This window comes from Thalassolituus alkanivorans, from assembly GCF_020447205.1.
Taxonomy (GTDB): domain Bacteria; phylum Pseudomonadota; class Gammaproteobacteria; order Pseudomonadales; family Oceanobacteraceae; genus Venatoribacter; species Venatoribacter alkanivorans.
Window position 1 is genome coordinate 260,608 of record NZ_JAJAEL010000039.1, and the last position, 14,846, is coordinate 275,453.

Consider the following 14,846-nt stretch of genomic DNA (forward strand, 5'->3'; position numbering starts at 1 on the left):
TTTTACACCCAGTCGAAGGGTTTTTCTTCGCCGCGGATTAATTTAATCCAGCCTGGCTCATCGCCATCATGTTCTTCCTGCCAGCCACTGTCAGAGCAGCGTACTTCGCTGCTCAGTGCTGCGTGAGCAGCGCGGCCACAGTCGAGGTCGGTTGCCCATGGCGTCAGGTTCTGTTTAAACCACAGGCTGGCAAAATTTTTCTCGGCATTTTCGTTGAGAAAAATATCCATGCTGTTGTCTTTCACCTGCACCTGCCAGTGGTGGCTGCCGGCGTTCTCTTTCAGCGTCTGCAGAGGCTGTTGCAGCGCATCCTGCAGCCACTGGCGTACCGCCGCAGGGTCAGCTTTCATGATGTAAATTTCAATATCGGGGAAGTGTTCAGTCATTTTTCCGGGTCAGCCTTATGATGCGCAGAATGCTCAGCGCAATATAACCGAGAGCGGCACACAGAGCACCCACTGCTGCCAATATCAGGCCTGCAAGACTGATAATTTCCTGTACCAGTGAAGGCAGAAGATACTTTTGTGCCATCAGCATAATCCCCAGCCCGGCAAAGAACACCGCGGCTCCCAGTACAAATAAGCGCAGATTGGCGCGGTCCTGCTCAGCCCTGTGCTGCAGCCAGCGCAGCAGCGCAGTCCCTTTGTTTTCAGTCATTTATGATCTCCTGTCGACCGGCAGAGCATAGCAAAACCGTGGCTCCGGTGTGAGCTGGCATAACTTTGCACTTCGCATTGTTGCGAATAAATATCATTTGTGTTTATTATCTAAAAGATAATGATTCTCAATTGGTGTTTGTATGACACGCTGTCTGGTCGCCGGAGCAGAACCGGTTTTTTGCCATCTGCGGTGGTGGCGCTATGCATTCTGTGGCTGCCTGTTGCTGGCTATGTCTGCGGCTCATGCCAGCGGAGCGCAGGGTGGTGCGGTATTTAATCTCAGCGATGTGGTGGTATCGGCCAGCCGCAGCGAACGGCCGCTGGCCGATACGCCGGTGCGTACCCAGATTCTCGATCAGGCCACCATTCAGCGTCTGCACAGCCGTGATCTGCGCGATGCCCTGCGTATTCTGCCCGGTGTGCAATTACGTGAGATTCACGGCAAGAGCGGCGAAGAAGTCTATCTGCAGGGCTTTAATGGCGACCGCGTATTAATTCTGGTCGATGGTCTGCCGGTGTCCGCCAGTACGGGTTCGACGGTGGATACTTCGCAGCTGGCGATGCTGGATATCGATCATATTGAAGTTGTGCCCGGCGCGGCTTCGGCCCTGTATGGCAGCGCGGCGATGGGCGGCGTTATCAATGTTATTACCCGTAAAAACCAGAATTCAGAGCGGCGCTTAAGTGGTCATGCTTCTCTGGATTCGGGCACCTATGGCTCGCGCCAGCTGGACGACAGCAAGGTATCCGGTGAGCAGCATCTGAATGCCAGCGTAACGCAACGGCTGGGGCAGAGTGAGCTGCGTCTGGGTCTTGATCAGCGTTATTCCTCCGGCTACGACCTGAACCCCGACAGCTGGAGCAGCGATGGTTTCAGCGGCTCGAAAAGTAATCTCAGCGCCATGCTGGCACGGCATTTTGGTGATAGTCAGTGGCGATTAAATGCCGAGCGTTTTGAGGAAGACAGTGAAACCCGTCGCGCCGGCAGCAGCGGCAGCGATGGTGTTAAGCACGAATTATTACAGCGTAATCGTCTGGCGCTGCAGGGCGAATGGCAGAGCCGTATTGGCCAGTGGCAGTTGCAGGCTTTGCATGAAATGCAGGATGACCAGTCGGATCAGCTGAACAACGACAGCGCGATCCCGGCCGGTAATCTGTGGCGTGACACCCAATACCAGCAGCAGAAAGCCGCTTTGCAATGGCAGTACAGCCTGGATTCGGCACTGGGGTATGGCGCAGAAATGGTGGCCGGTGTCGAAGGTTTTCGTGAGTCCATGGAGCAGGATAAAAACGAAATTAAACTGACCGATGAAGGCCTTGGAGAAAATGATCAGGTCAGTCAGCGCCCGGACGGAACCTATTATGTCAGCACCAATGAAGTGCCCTATGCACAGCGTAACAGCCGCGAATTTTTCACCCAGCTGATTATTCCTCTGGGTGTTAACGGCGATATTTCCACTGGAGGTCGCTGGCAGAACGATAGTGATTTCGGAAGATTTTTCTCACCAACAATCAGTGTCAGACAAATATTTCAGTGGCATAACCTGCAACTTCAGTGGCGGCAATCCGCCGGGTTGGGTTACCGCGTACCGAATTTAAAAAACCGCTATTTTATTTTTGACCACAGTGTAAACGGCTACAAAGTTCTGGGGAGCGAAGATTTAACCCCGGAAAAATCCCGCAGTTTACAGATGTCATTTTCCCTGACCGATAACGAGCACTTCCATGCCGAGCTGGCGCTGTTTAATAACCGCATTCAGGATTTAATCGAGGCGCAGGATTCCGGCGAAAGTGAAGATGGCGGCCGTGTGGCTATTTATCGTTACGCCAATTTTGCTAATGCCCTGACCCGTGGCTATGACCTCAGCCTGCAATGGCAATTACTGCCGGGGCTGCAGCAGCGTCTGTCATTTGGCTATCTCGATGCCCGCGATCTGGATCTGGATACGCCATTAATTAACCGTGCCCGTCATCACGCTAAAGCTCTGTGGCTGTGGGATATCAGCCATCGTTTGCAATTAACGCTGAGCGGTGAATATCAGGGTGAGCACGTCAGCAGTATCAGTGAAGCAGACAGTGGCAGCAGCCAGCTGAATGTCAGCCCGGCATACAGCCGCTGGGATATTAAAGGCAACTGGCTTTTAAACGCCCGCACCAGTGTCTACGGCGGTGTGAATAATCTGTTCGATACCGTACGCGACAGTGCAGATGCCTATGACCGCCGCCCGGTATTTGGCCGTATGCCTTATGCCGGTCTCTCTTATCAGTTTTAACCACCCCTAACCAAGGAAAAGAATATGAAACCATCAGGATTAATATCATTTAAACGTCTCATGCTGCCACTGGCGACGGGCAGTGCTTTATTGCTGAGCGGTTGTGGCGGTGATGATGGTGACAGCAGTAATGGCAATACGGATAGCAACAGCTTTTCCAGCCTGAAAATTAATGCCGCCAGCTATACCGACTGGCAGTACGTTAATCTTAGCAGTGGCGAGCTGGTAACTTTAACGGCGGAACAGGCGGCCACTTCAACCGACTGGCATATTGCTCTGCGTCGTACCGAAGTAAAAATTAATGGTGGTGTTTCCGGCAGTGGTAACGGCAAGGGCGCGCTCGCAGCGACTCCGGATGGTTTTTACGATGCAGAAGGTAATGCCGTTGCTTCGGTATTTACCAATGCCGATGCGGATATTCAGGCTCAGGCATTAAGTGCGGAATATAATCTGGCTGACCTGACGTTTAAAGCCGACAGCTATGTTCCGGCCATTCAGGATTGGTATATCTATAACCCGGCCAACCATCAGATTAGCGCCAACAGCGCTAATGGCTGGTTATTGCGCCATGCCGATGGCACCACCTACAGCAAGTTCGTCCTTGATGCGGTGAGCTACAGCGAAATCACTGTGCGTTATGAAACTCAGGCAACAGATACCACACAGTTTGCCGGTGGTGAAAAAACACTGACCGCCGCTGTTGCAGACGGAGCCACCGAACTCTGTCTGGATTTTGATGCTCAGGCTGCAGCAGATTGCAGCAGCGCCAACTGGGATCTGCGTTATGAAATAAACCTTGCCGCACGGGCAATTAATTTATGGAGTAACGGTGGTGTTTATGGCGACGGTAACGGCGCCGCCTTTGGTGCAATCGCCGCTGCTGAACTGGCGGCCTACACCAGTGCCACCATGGTCGACAGCACCAGTATTGCCGCTCATTACAGTGCCGACACTTCCAGCAGTATTTTCAGCGAGTCCAGCTGGTACGCTTACAACCTGAGTGGCGCTCATAAACTCTGGCCAAATTTCCGTACTTATATCGTCGATGCTGACAGCAATACTGAGAACAGCGAAAAGTTCGCTGTACAGATCAGTAACTACTACAGCCTGGGCGGCTCTGGCAGCCCGGAAATCCGCTTTAAGAAAATCATCCAGTAACTCTGCCGGAGACATATTATGACAACAGCAACTATTAATTCGGTATCGGCCAGCAGCACAGCCGCAGATATTGTTCAGTTTTTTTCTGACCTTGCCCGGCGCTGGCAGGCACTGCGTGATGAAAATGAAAAACTGCGTATCCGCAATGCCGCAGAGCAGCTGGGAGTCAGCGAAGCGGAATTGCTGGCGACCAGGGTAGGTAATGGCGTTACCCGTCTCAACAGCGATTTTAAAAAACTGTTCACCGAAGTAGAAAGCCTTGGCTCTGTTATGGCGCTGACCCGTAATGACGCTATGGTGCACGAAAAAACCGGCCAATATAAAGACCTGAGTATTCACGGCAATATGGGGCTGGCGCTGGGCGTGATTGACCTGCGTATTTTCTTCAGCCGTTTTGTTTATGGCTTTGCGGTACAGGAGGGTGCGGGTAACAGTATGCGTGAAAGCCTGCAGTTCTTTAACGCTCAGGGTGAGGCTGTGCATAAAATTTATGCCAACACTCATACAGATATGCAGGCCTTCCGTGCTCTGGTTGAGCGTTATCGTGCGGCAGAGCAAAGCGCATTTATTGTATTGGAAAGAAACCTGCCGGAAGGTGATCAGGCAGAAAAGGATAACGCATTATTGCAGGCGCCGGCACAGCTCAATGTACAGCAGCTGCGTAAAGACTGGAGTGAACTGAAAGATGTACATCATTTTCAGGCGATGCTGAAAAAACATCAGCTGGAACGCATTCCGGCATACCGTGCTATCGGTGCCGATTATGCCCAGCAGCTGGATAAGCAGGCCTTTGAAGATGCGCTGCTGCAGGCCGCAGCCAGTGAGCTGCCGATTATGGTGTTTGTCGGCAGTGAAGGCATGGTGCAGATTCATACCGGCCCGGTTAAAACCCTGCTGCGTACCGGTCCATGGTTTAACGTCCTCGATCCTGATTTTAATCTGCATGCCAATACTCAATTACTGGATCAGGTCTGGCTGGTGCGTAAACCCACAACCGATGGCGTTGTCAGTGCCCTGGAAATGTTTGATGCCGAAGGCAAACAGGTTGCTTTGTTATTTGGTGAGCGCAAGCCCGGCAAGCCGGAGCTTGAAGGCTGGCGCGAGTTGTTAAATAAACTGCTGGCAAAGCATGCACTGGCTGTTAATTCTGCTGTTGATGCAGATGCTGTTCAGTCCGTGGCCGGCGGAGAATAACCATGCGTTATTTTATTCAAATCCGCAGAATAGCGGTATTTTCAGCAGGACTGTTCTCGTTTGCCTTGTTCAGTTCCATTGTGCTTTCTGCCGAGCGGGTGGTCAGTATTGATGGCTCGCTGACGGAAATTATTTACGCGCTGAATGCGCAGGATGCTTTGGTTGCGGTTGATACCACCAGTCGTTACCCTCAGGCGGCAACAGAACTGCCGGACGTGGGATATATGCGGCAGTTATCGGCGGAAGGCATTCTGGCGCTGTCGCCAACACTGGTATTAGCCAGCACCGATGCCGGACCTGACAGCGTGTTTGAACAACTGCAACAGGCGGGTGTGAAGATTGTACGTGTCCGTAATCATTACTCCGTCGACGGTGTGCTGAATAAAATACAGGCTGTGGCTGACGCACTTAATAAACCGGACGCAGGACGCGCACTGGCGGGCAGTATTAAACAGCAGGCCGATGCAGCACTGGCGAGTATTCCTGCAGATGCAGCAGCGCCTGCTGCGTTATTTATTCTCGGTGCCGGTAATCGCGGGTTAATGGCGGCAGGCAGTAAAACCCAGGCCGATGCCATGCTGGCACTGTTAAATGCGCGCAACGTTATGGCTTACAACGGCTATAAACCCGTCAGCGCTGAAGCGGTATTGCAGGCCGGACCAGAGGTTGTACTTATTGCCAACACAGAAGCCGCGGCGGATACATCGCAGGCGCAGAGTGCGGCATTAAATACACAGCTGGCGATGACGCCGGCCTTCCGTCAGCAACGTATTCATACCCTGGATACTTCATTGGTGCTGGGTTTTGGGCCGCGTATTGGTAGCGCTTTAGAGCAATTAGTGACGCTGCTTTATCCGCCTGAAATGCAGACGCTGTCTTCTGCGGAGCAACCCTGATGCCCGGCGCGGCAATACGTTTGCAAGGGCCACGCCTGGCCCTGTTGCAGTCTGCGGCGTTGCGTCAGGCGCTGTTAATTTTTACCGCCGCCGGGTTACTGGTTTTGCTGATTTTATTATCGCTGCGTACCGGCCCGGTAGAATTAACCAATGCCCAGGTGCTGCAGTCGTTATGGAATGCCATCACCTTTGCCGACATTCAGGGGCAGAGCGACTGGGTGGTGCGTGAATTACGCCTGCCGCGCACTCTTCTGGCGGTGCTTATCGGTGCGGGTCTGGCGGCGGCCGGAGCGGTTACTCAGGGAGTTTTCCGTAATCCGCTGGCCGACCCCGGATTAATCGGTGTTGCCAGTGGCGCGGCACTGGCGGCGGTTGCCGTTATTGTTTTAAAAGATTCTCTGCTGGCGTTCTGGGTCGTGGTTATGGGGCCTCTGGCCTTACCGATTGCTGCATTTCTCGGCGGTCTGGCAGTTACTCTGGTGATTTACCGTTTAGGTACCCGTAATGGTCAGACGCAGGTAGCAACGCTGCTATTGGCAGGCGTGGCCATTAACGTATTAACCGGAGCATTAACCGGCATTCTTACCTACATGGCCGACGATCAGGCATTGCGTTCTATGACGTTCTGGTCAATGGGGAGTCTGGCTCACGGTCGCTGGCCGGAAATTGCGGCCCTCAGTGTCTGTATTATTTTGCCTTTATGTTTTCTGCCGCGCTTTGCGCGGTTATTAAATGCATTATTACTGGGCGAAGCGGTAGCAACCCATCTTGGTTATCGCGTGCAACAGGCCAAGCTTTGGTTAATTGCGGTAGCCGCGTTAATGGTTGGTGCCGGTGTTGCGGTGGCCGGCATGATTGGTTTTATCGGTCTGGTGGTGCCGCATTTATTGCGTCTGTTAATCGGGCCGGATCACCGTGTGTTATTACCGGCCTCTGTGTTATTGGGCGCTTCGTTGTTATTGATTGCCGATATGATTGCCCGTACCTGGCTGGCACCGGCTGATTTACCTGTGGGGCTGGTTATGGCGGTGATTGGTGGACCGGTATTTTTAAGCCTGCTGTTGCAGCAGGTAAAACACAACCGTGGCTGAACGGGGAGCTGTCAGCAACAGGAGCAGATAATGCTGAATGTTAAACACCTGAGTGTGAATCTGGGAAGCTCTGCAGGCCGATCATCAAAAACGCTTCTGAACGATATTAATCTGCATCTGGGTTATGGAGAAAAACTGGCGGTACTGGGTGCTAACGGGGCCGGTAAATCGACGCTGCTGAAGTGCATATGTGGTGAATTCAGCAATTATCAGGGCGATATTATTCTGGATCATTTATCGCTTAAATTCTGGAGCGGTGCTGAACGTGCGCGGCAGATGGCGGTGATGCCACAAAAAGTGGAGCTGGCATTTCCGTTCCGTGTTGATCAGGTCGTGGCTCTGGGGCGTGCTCCCCACGGTGACGAACTGCACAGCACCGCGCTGCAGCGGGCGGCCATGCAGTGTGCTGATGTCTGGCATCTGCGCCGGCGCAATTATTCCGGGTTATCCGGCGGTGAACAGCAACGGGTGCAGCTGGCACGGGTACTGGCGCAGATCTGGCGGGCGGAAAAAAATGCCGATGGCCGCGAATTACCGCGTTATTTATTGCTCGACGAATGCACCTCGGCTCTCGATCCGGCCCATCAGCACAGCATTATGCAGCGTGTTGGTGAATTTGCCGGGCAGGGTGTTGCCGTACTGGCGGTGATGCACGACATCAGCCTGGCGGCTTGCTGGGCTGACCGGGTGCTGATCTTACGCCATGGTGAAGTACTGGCCTGCGGCGCGGTGGAGTTGCTGGCGGATGCGCAGTTACTGGCCGAAGCTTATGCGCTGGATATGCCGCTGGCGCAGCGTTATGCGCAGCAAAATATGGGCTGGATGCAGGCCTGATACAGATTGTTCTTCAATAGCCGCTAAAGTCGGGGTGCATGGCCCCGGGCTTTCTGATAAAAAACTTATCTGCAGAAATACAACAAACACACAGAAGCAGAGGTTTTGATGAGCAGTATCTGGTTTGCCACCCCCGACATCGCGGATATGAACCGCCAGATGGAAAATACCGCCTGTAGTAATCTGGGCATTGTTATTACCGAAGTCGGTGATGATTATGTTGCCGGTACTATGCCTGCCGATGAGCGCACCTTTCAGCCGGTTGGGCTGGTACACGGTGGCGCCAACGTATTATTTGCCGAAACTCTGGGCAGCATGGCAGCGAATCTGTGTCTGGATAACAGTAAGGAATATGCGGTGGGGCAGGAAATTAATGCCAACCATCTGCGTGGCGTGCGCTCCGGTGAATTAACCGGTATCGCCAGACTGGTACACAAAGGCCGCAGCTCTCAGGTCTGGGAAATCCGTATTAATAACGCCGAAGGCAAACTGAGCTGTATTTCACGTCTGACCATGGCCGTCATTGCCGCGCAATAAACAGAGAGAGCGCAATAAGCAGCAAGAGAGCGCAATAAGCAGCAAGAGAGCGATACCTGTTTACCGGTATCGCTTTTTTCTTCACCGCAATCAGAGCATTATTTTGTTTCTGGCTGCCACTCTTCAGCAGCTTTAATCCGCTCTAATGTATCCGGGTGTGAGCTCAGATATTCCAGTAATTCCTTACCATTGTCTTCACCGTTCCCATTGCCCTGCAGTTGTTCATCGCTGGCACCGTGGGATTTCATCAGTGCGCGCATAGCATTGGCAAAATCCACCGGCGAATGACCGATTTTATGCAATTGGGTGTAGGCATAAGCATCGGCTTCACGTTCCATATCGCGCGAAAATGCGCTTTGCAGCAGGCTGGTGCCGGCACCAATAATCATTTCTCCGGCACCGTCGATATCGCCGAACATCATGGCAAACATCATGGTGGTCGCCGTGGCCTGTGCCAGTGTTTTCAAGCTGTGCTTATGTTCAACATGACCAATCTCGTGCAGCAGAACCGCATTGAGCTGCTCCGGGTGATCCTGCATCAGCTCAACAATTCCGTCGGTCAGAATCACGCTGCCGTCGGGCAGGGCAAAGGCATTGGCGCCGATATTGCTGGCACGGAAATATAAGCGGAATTGATCCTCTGGCAGTTCCAGTCGCTGCAGAATGGCATGCCAGTCGGCGGTGATCTTTTCCTGTTGTTCGTTGCTGACCTGAGTGGGTTCCATATAAAACCGGTCAAGCAGGTCCAGGGTTTGTTCACCCAGTTCGGTGGCAACAAATTCGGGTAAATACTGCACGCTGGCACTGGCGGCGGAAGGAATCACCTTGTGTACCATCAGCCAGATAAAACCCGGAACCAGAATAATTGCGGCCAGTACGGCTACCCAGTGGGTTTCAAGCCAGGCCGGTAAACGTTTGGCACTGGATAAACCCGGCCAGCGATAGGATGCATCGGTGGGAATAAAGCGGGCGCCGTCGGCAAAGATTAATTCGGCCGGCAGGCCAGGAATAATATCGCCATACTGCATATCCTGAGCGTTACTGTAATGCAGTGGGCGCTGATCATTGGCGGCGATAATCTGTACGCTGCCATTATCATTAATACGGGCAATGGCCGGGTGTGCTTCTGCACGACCGGCCAGCTGGAAGGTGCCCGCAATGGGTGAGCTATCGGTTGCCATGCGGGCTTCTCCCTTTGGGTTTACTGATTAATCAGGTCAGTGACAGATCCGCGTCAAACAGACCGGCGGCTTCTTCGCCAAAGGCGGAGTATTTATCATCAACCGTATTTACCAGATGATCTGCGGCTGGTTGCAGATTAACCAGTGTGGCATCCGCCAGAAACTTATTTTTACGGATCTGGGTTACCGGATAGGCCAGACCCAGAGTAAAGATCAGCAGCAGTGAGTTGGACAGCATCAGCCAGATATAAGGCTTCACTTCTACACTGGAATTAAAAGACACCACGCCATCAATGCTCAGGTTGTTCATTACATGGTTGCGGATCATGCTCTGATACACCGCACCAATTACATAACCAAACATGAAATAGCTGATTGCGATAATGACCAAGCCGCCCAGTGCCGCAGGGTTTTCAGCAGCCAGAGCGGCAAATACGCCACCACCCAGAAGGGCCAGAGCAATAAAATACAGAACAGACAGACCAATGCAGACCAGAACGGCTTTGTAGTAGTAACCGGCCGAAGAATTCAGGCTGAAGTTATGACCGCCAAAGCTGATGGAGTCATGAATATATTTTTGCAGACGCTGAATTACCCACGGCATAGCCAGACCAAAGGTCAGAGCGCCGAGAACAGGCAGCAGAATAAAGTGCAGTAATATGCCGCCGTAGTTGGCATCAAAAGAAAAACGCACATTACGGTAGGCGGTCATGCGCAGGGTAAAACGCAGCCCCTGAATCAGCAGCCATGGCAATGCAATCAGTAACAGCAGCATTAATACCAGGTTGGCAACCGGATGCAGGCTGGAAACAATCACATATAAACCAAAAAGAATTACCGCAATAATACGGCCGCGCAGAATCTGCAGTGGAGTGGCCAGATACTGTAAACGATGACCTTCAACCTGAGTGTGACCATACAGGTATTGGGTATTGCGGACTTTGGCCCAGGCACTGTAAATGCCCAGAGTGAGAATGCTGAGCAGCATATTCACCAGCCAGAGTTTCAGGTATTCACCTTTTTTACCGGAAAAAATAACCGGCAGGGTGCGGGTTTCGCCAGCATTGCTGTTGGCAGAAGAAACAGATGGATTCATCCGGATACGTCCTTGTCTGATTGGGCCGCAATTTATAACGAAATCAACGGCGGGCTGCAATCCTGTCAGCCGCCGAAAGAGTATATGGGGAAGGATTTTTTGTAACAGATCACAATGATTTGTTATATGGAGCGATTACAGCGGATAGATCAGCGCCTGCCGGATAAGATTACTTTTAGAGATGTTGTAACGCGATGCTTTGGCCAGAAAATCTTCCGGCCCCAGTATGCGGACAACAATATCCTCTTCTTTCAGCCCCTGTTGCTGCAATTGCTGCGCCTGCTCACACAGCCGGTAAAGGTTGTCGCGTTTTTCCTGCAATGCGGCTTTGCCATCTTCAACAATGCCACGGTGTGGACAGAATAAGACGCTGAAATCCAGCGCCAGCAGTTTATCCAGACTGTGAATCAGATCGCCCAGATGCTCATCGCTGCGCAGATATTTCAGTGATTTGGAAATATACATATCGCCGCTGAATAAGTATTTCTGCGCTGGCATAAACAGGCAGGTTAAATCTTTGGCGTGGCCGGGAGTATGCACAGGAATAACCGGGCTGCCATCGCTCAGCGTCAGGTTGTTATGCAAAGCCTGGGTTGCTACCGGCCGGGGGCTGCCCCAGATGACTTTTTGTAACAACGGGGTGCGATAACCGCGCGCCAGTTTTTCCTGCCCCTGAACCGGCGCATAAGGCAGAACACCGGTCAGCTGACTGATACGGCGGGCGTTACCGCTGTGATCTTCATGGTGATGGGTAATTAACAGCTGGCGCAGCGGCGTGTGTTGCTGGCTGCGCTCCAGTACCTGCTTTACTTCACGCCACTGGTTGGACGGGCCGGTATCAATCAGCGTGTCGCCAATACGATAGACAATAAAGGTGGTATTAATCCCCAGATTAAAACGACCGACACGGGTGCCGGTAACGGAATGCTCACCATTGTCGTAACGGTATTCTTTGCGGATCGGCATAGTCAGAGTTGCCCTGGCGTCGTTATTATTTTTGAAGTGGCAGTATGGATTCAAAACAGACCGGGGTTAATAGCCTTATGGCGCAGTCTTTATGGCAAAAATGCCAGTTTCTGCCGCAGCGGAGCTATTAAACAGGGGCAGGAGCGCAAAGCAGGGCTGGGTTTTACGGTGGGCACCTGTGCTTTGCGGACAATATACCGTGGCAAAGAACAAAGGAGCTGACACAAATCCACCCGCAGGCAGGCGGCTATTATCCGCCAGACCAGAGACGGCGCGGCTCTGGCGCGAAGTGTGGCTGCTATTGCCTGACGGCCTGGGCGTCCCTATCAAAATTGACGAGCTATTCCGCTTTGGGTAGTCTGCACTAAAACGGAATGGGTAATCAGCTTTGAGCCGGGAACAATAACAATGAAAAAAATACACTGGGATACCATCATCATCGGTGCCGGCGTCAGTGGTATTGGCGCTGCAATTAAACTGCTGGAACAGGGCTTCAGCGATTTTCTGATTCTGGAAAAATACCCGGATCTGGGTGGTTGCTGGCGCGACAATACCTATCCGGGTTGTGCCTGCGATGTACCCTCGGCGCTGTACTCGTATTCGTTTGCGCAAAAGCCGGACTGGAGCCGTGCCTTTGCACCGCAGGCGGAAATTCTCAGTTATGTGCGCAGCACAGCAGAGCGTTTTGGTATCACACCTTTCATCCGTTATGGCATTGCGGTGGAAGACAGTTTCTGGCAGGAAGAATCACAGCAGTGGTTAATTAAAACTGCAGAGGGCGATGTTAAAACCGAGCTGACGGCCAACAAAGTCATTTCGGCGGTGGGTTATCTGCATGAGCCCATTATGCCGAAGCTGCCGGGCCTTAAGGAATTTAACGGTGAGGTGTTTCATTCCTCGCGCTGGAATCACGACTGTGATTTAAACGGCAAGCGGGTGGCGGTGATCGGTACCGGTGCCTCGGCCATTCAGTTTGTGCCGGAAATACAGCCCAAAGTTGGCAAGCTGAGTATTTTCCAGCGCACGCCACAGTGGATTCTGCCCAAACCCGATCACCGTATTCCGGCCATTGAGCGTGCATTTTTCCGTTTGCCGTTAACCCTGAACAGCTGGCGTAAACTCATTTACACCGGCTTTGAAGCCTTTGGCGTTGGTTTCCGCAAACCGCTGTTATTAAAGTGGATGCAAAAAATCGCCACCGCGCACATTAACCGCAAGATTAAAGACCCGGAATTACGCCGCAAATTAACCCCGGATTACACCATGGGCTGTAAGCGCGTATTGCTGTCGAATAATTATTATCCGGCGGTGGCGAAAAGCAATGTTGAGGTGCTGGCTACCGGTGTTAAAGAAATCCGTGGTAATACGGTGGTGGGTCAGGATGGCAGCGAAGCCGAAGTGGATGTGATTATTCTGGGTACCGGTTTTCATGTGTCCGATGTGCCTATTGCCCGCCATGTGCACGGTCGCGATGGCCGCTCGCTGGATGATGTCTGGCAGGGCAGCCCGGAGGCTTACCGTGGCACCTGTATTCATAATTTTCCGAATTTCTTTTTAATTCTTGGTCCTAATCTGGCGATTGGTCATAACTCTGCCTTTATCGTGATCGAAGCGCAAATTAATTACATTATGGGCGCAATAAAAACCATGCAGCGAAATCAGCTGCAGACGCTGGAAGTAAAAGCTGAGGTGCAGCAGGGTTATAATCAACGGGTGCAGCAGGAACTGCAGGGAACGGTCTGGAATACCGGTGGCTGCTCCAGTTATTACCTTGATCAGAATGGTAAAAACAGTATCGGTTTTCCCTGGAGTACTTACCGTATGCGCCAGCTGTTAAGCCGCTTTGATATGGCGTCTTATGTTGGTCTGGCAAAGGTTGATTGGGCGGCTCAGAACTTAACAGCCAGCAGTACGAAAAAAACAACAGCACGGCGGAAAAAAGCCACGGAGGCCAGCGTATGAGTCAGCCAAAACGGGCGCTGGTGTTGGGTTGTGGTGCCGTTGCCGGCGGTGCCTGGAGCATTGCTGCTTTGCAGGCGGTGAGCAAACAGCTGAACTGGAATCCGGCCGATGCCGATATTCTGATGGGCACTTCGGTGGGCGCAGTGCTGGCTGCACTGCTTGCCAGTGGTGTCAGTCTGGAGCGCTTAGTCGCCGCGCAAAATAATGAGCCACAGCATGGTTGTTACTGGAATCATGCCACCGACTCCGGCGGTAAATTACCGCCCTGGCCACAATGGAAATTCAGTGGCCCGGCATTATTTAAAAAAGCCTTAAACCGCGAAGTCAGTTTACTAACCGGACTCTGCGGCATTTTGCCCCGCGGCCGTACCGATATGTCGGGCTTTGTACGTCTTATTCAGTCGGCATCGGCTGGTGATCTCTGGCCACAAGCACTACAGACCGGACAGCAAACCGAGAAAAAACTCTGGCTGATGGCAGTGGATGCAAAAACCGCCGAGCGCCGTGCCATTGGCAGTCAGGCCGATGATTTTACTCAGGTACTATTATCGCGTGCGGTGTGTGCATCCTATGCGGTGCCGGGTTGTTGTCCGCCGGTGAATATTCAGGGGAATACCTATCTGGATGGCGGCATTATGTCACCGGCGTCGGCGGATTTACTGGTTAACGAAGAAATCGATGAAGTCATTATTATCGCACCGATGGCATCACGCTGGCCGGGTAAAGCCGGCAGTCTTTTTAATGCCGTTGAGCGTTACGCCCGCAAGGGGATGACACGCATAGTAGACCGTGAAGAAGCCATGCTGCGTGCCGCCGGTAAACGGGTTATCCGTATTGAACCGAACGAAGATGACCTGCACGCCTTTGGCTGGAATCTGCTTGATCCGGCACGGCGGCAGGGCGTGTTCGATACCGCGTTATTAACCACACCGGCAACGGTAGCTCAGGCCATCGCTATGGCCTGAGCCCGGGTCTGAGTCTGTGCCTGAGTCAGGATCA

At 52.5% G+C, this 14,846-nt stretch carries 14 protein-coding genes; 9 read left to right on the forward strand and 5 right to left on the reverse strand.

Annotated elements, in window-relative coordinates; genetic code table 11:
- Positions 1-2: 2 nt before the first annotated feature.
- Both LGT44_RS16610 and LGT44_RS16615 read right to left on the reverse strand, forming a co-directional pair.
- Positions 3-386, reverse strand: a complete 384-nt coding sequence (locus LGT44_RS16610) for a hypothetical protein (RefSeq protein ID WP_145466661.1) — start codon at positions 384-386, stop codon at positions 3-5.
- Positions 379-657, reverse strand: coding sequence for a hypothetical protein (locus tag LGT44_RS16615; RefSeq protein ID WP_230332404.1), 279 nt, complete (start codon positions 655-657; stop codon positions 379-381). Before LGT44_RS16615 ends, LGT44_RS16610 begins: the two co-directional genes overlap by 8 nt.
- Before the next feature lie 142 nt (positions 658-799).
- On the opposite strand from LGT44_RS16615, the gene LGT44_RS16620 reads away from it, so the two are divergent.
- From LGT44_RS16620 to LGT44_RS16650, 7 genes are all read left to right on the forward strand, one after another.
- Complete coding sequence (locus LGT44_RS16620; RefSeq protein WP_230332405.1) at positions 800-2,932, forward strand: TonB-dependent receptor plug domain-containing protein; 2,133 nt, start codon at positions 800-802, stop codon at positions 2,930-2,932.
- A 24-nt stretch (positions 2,933-2,956) separates the two neighbouring features.
- Positions 2,957-4,090 carry an HmuY family protein gene (locus LGT44_RS16625; RefSeq protein ID WP_230332406.1) on the forward strand — a complete coding sequence of 378 codons (1,134 nt, stop codon included), beginning with the start codon at positions 2,957-2,959 and terminating at the stop codon, positions 4,088-4,090.
- Between the two features lie 18 nt (positions 4,091-4,108).
- Complete coding sequence (locus tag LGT44_RS16630; RefSeq protein WP_230332407.1) at positions 4,109-5,284, forward strand: hemin-degrading factor; 1,176 nt, start codon at positions 4,109-4,111, stop codon at positions 5,282-5,284.
- A 2-nt stretch (positions 5,285-5,286) separates the two neighbouring features.
- Complete coding sequence (locus tag LGT44_RS16635) at positions 5,287-6,180, forward strand: heme/hemin ABC transporter substrate-binding protein (RefSeq protein WP_230332408.1); 894 nt, start codon at positions 5,287-5,289, stop codon at positions 6,178-6,180.
- Between the two features lie 20 nt (positions 6,181-6,200).
- Positions 6,201-7,271: a FecCD family ABC transporter permease gene (locus LGT44_RS16640; RefSeq protein ID WP_230332409.1), complete on the forward strand. Its 1,071-nt coding sequence runs from the start codon at positions 6,201-6,203 to the stop codon at positions 7,269-7,271.
- A gap of 30 nt (positions 7,272-7,301) precedes the next feature.
- Positions 7,302-8,105: a heme ABC transporter ATP-binding protein gene (locus LGT44_RS16645; RefSeq protein ID WP_230332410.1), complete on the forward strand. Its 804-nt coding sequence runs from the start codon at positions 7,302-7,304 to the stop codon at positions 8,103-8,105.
- A 108-nt stretch (positions 8,106-8,213) separates the two neighbouring features.
- Positions 8,214-8,642, forward strand: a complete 429-nt coding sequence (locus tag LGT44_RS16650; RefSeq protein ID WP_145466653.1) for a hotdog fold thioesterase — start codon at positions 8,214-8,216, stop codon at positions 8,640-8,642.
- A 98-nt stretch (positions 8,643-8,740) separates the two neighbouring features.
- Here LGT44_RS16650 and LGT44_RS16655 read toward each other — a convergent pair whose 3' ends face one another.
- The 3 genes from LGT44_RS16655 to LGT44_RS16665 all read right to left on the reverse strand — a co-directional run bounded on the left by LGT44_RS16655 (position 8,741) and on the right by LGT44_RS16665 (position 11,885).
- Entirely contained in the window at positions 8,741-9,823 is a 1,083-nt protein-coding gene (locus LGT44_RS16655) for a M48 family metallopeptidase (RefSeq protein WP_230332411.1), read from the reverse strand.
- A 31-nt stretch (positions 9,824-9,854) separates the two neighbouring features.
- On the reverse strand, positions 9,855-10,919 hold the full coding sequence (locus tag LGT44_RS16660) for a YjgN family protein (protein ID WP_230332412.1): 1,065 nt from the start codon (positions 10,917-10,919) through the stop codon (positions 9,855-9,857).
- A 135-nt stretch (positions 10,920-11,054) separates the two neighbouring features.
- Positions 11,055-11,885, reverse strand: coding sequence for an MBL fold metallo-hydrolase (locus LGT44_RS16665; RefSeq protein ID WP_145466650.1), 831 nt, complete (start codon positions 11,883-11,885; stop codon positions 11,055-11,057).
- A gap of 408 nt (positions 11,886-12,293) precedes the next feature.
- Here LGT44_RS16665 and LGT44_RS16670 point away from each other — a divergent pair, with 408 nt between their 5' ends.
- Together LGT44_RS16670 and LGT44_RS16675 are read left to right on the forward strand one after the other, a co-directional pair.
- A complete protein-coding gene (locus LGT44_RS16670; protein ID WP_230332413.1) occupies positions 12,294-13,847 on the forward strand; it encodes a flavin-containing monooxygenase in 1,554 nt (517 codons plus the stop codon).
- Positions 13,844-14,812, forward strand: a complete 969-nt coding sequence (locus LGT44_RS16675) for a patatin-like phospholipase family protein (RefSeq protein WP_230332414.1) — start codon at positions 13,844-13,846, stop codon at positions 14,810-14,812. The genes LGT44_RS16670 and LGT44_RS16675 overlap by 4 nt, the downstream gene beginning before the upstream one ends.
- The last annotated feature ends 34 nt before the right edge of the window (positions 14,813-14,846 follow it).

Excerpts from the sequence above, each read along its gene's own strand:
- LGT44_RS16655 (WP_230332411.1), bottom strand. The coding sequence starts at position 9,823 with ATGGCAACCGATAGCTCACCCATTGCGGGCACCTTCCAGCTGGCCGGT.
- LGT44_RS16630 (WP_230332407.1), top strand. The coding sequence starts at position 4,109 with ATGACAACAGCAACTATTAATTCGGTATCGGCCAGCAGCACAGCCGCA.
- LGT44_RS16625 (WP_230332406.1), top strand. The coding sequence starts at position 2,957 with ATGAAACCATCAGGATTAATATCATTTAAACGTCTCATGCTGCCACTG.
- LGT44_RS16665 (WP_145466650.1), bottom strand. The coding sequence starts at position 11,885 with ATGCCGATCCGCAAAGAATACCGTTACGACAATGGTGAGCATTCCGTT.
- LGT44_RS16615 (WP_230332404.1), bottom strand. The coding sequence starts at position 657 with ATGACTGAAAACAAAGGGACTGCGCTGCTGCGCTGGCTGCAGCACAGG.
- LGT44_RS16645 (WP_230332410.1), top strand. The coding sequence starts at position 7,302 with ATGCTGAATGTTAAACACCTGAGTGTGAATCTGGGAAGCTCTGCAGGC.
- LGT44_RS16620 (WP_230332405.1), top strand. The coding sequence starts at position 800 with ATGACACGCTGTCTGGTCGCCGGAGCAGAACCGGTTTTTTGCCATCTG.
- LGT44_RS16660 (WP_230332412.1), bottom strand. The coding sequence starts at position 10,919 with ATGAATCCATCTGTTTCTTCTGCCAACAGCAATGCTGGCGAAACCCGC.
- LGT44_RS16635 (WP_230332408.1), top strand. The coding sequence starts at position 5,287 with ATGCGTTATTTTATTCAAATCCGCAGAATAGCGGTATTTTCAGCAGGA.
- LGT44_RS16675 (WP_230332414.1), top strand. The coding sequence starts at position 13,844 with ATGAGTCAGCCAAAACGGGCGCTGGTGTTGGGTTGTGGTGCCGTTGCC.
- LGT44_RS16670 (WP_230332413.1), top strand. The coding sequence starts at position 12,294 with ATGAAAAAAATACACTGGGATACCATCATCATCGGTGCCGGCGTCAGT.
- LGT44_RS16650 (WP_145466653.1), top strand. The coding sequence starts at position 8,214 with ATGAGCAGTATCTGGTTTGCCACCCCCGACATCGCGGATATGAACCGC.
- LGT44_RS16610 (WP_145466661.1), bottom strand. The coding sequence starts at position 386 with ATGACTGAACACTTCCCCGATATTGAAATTTACATCATGAAAGCTGAC.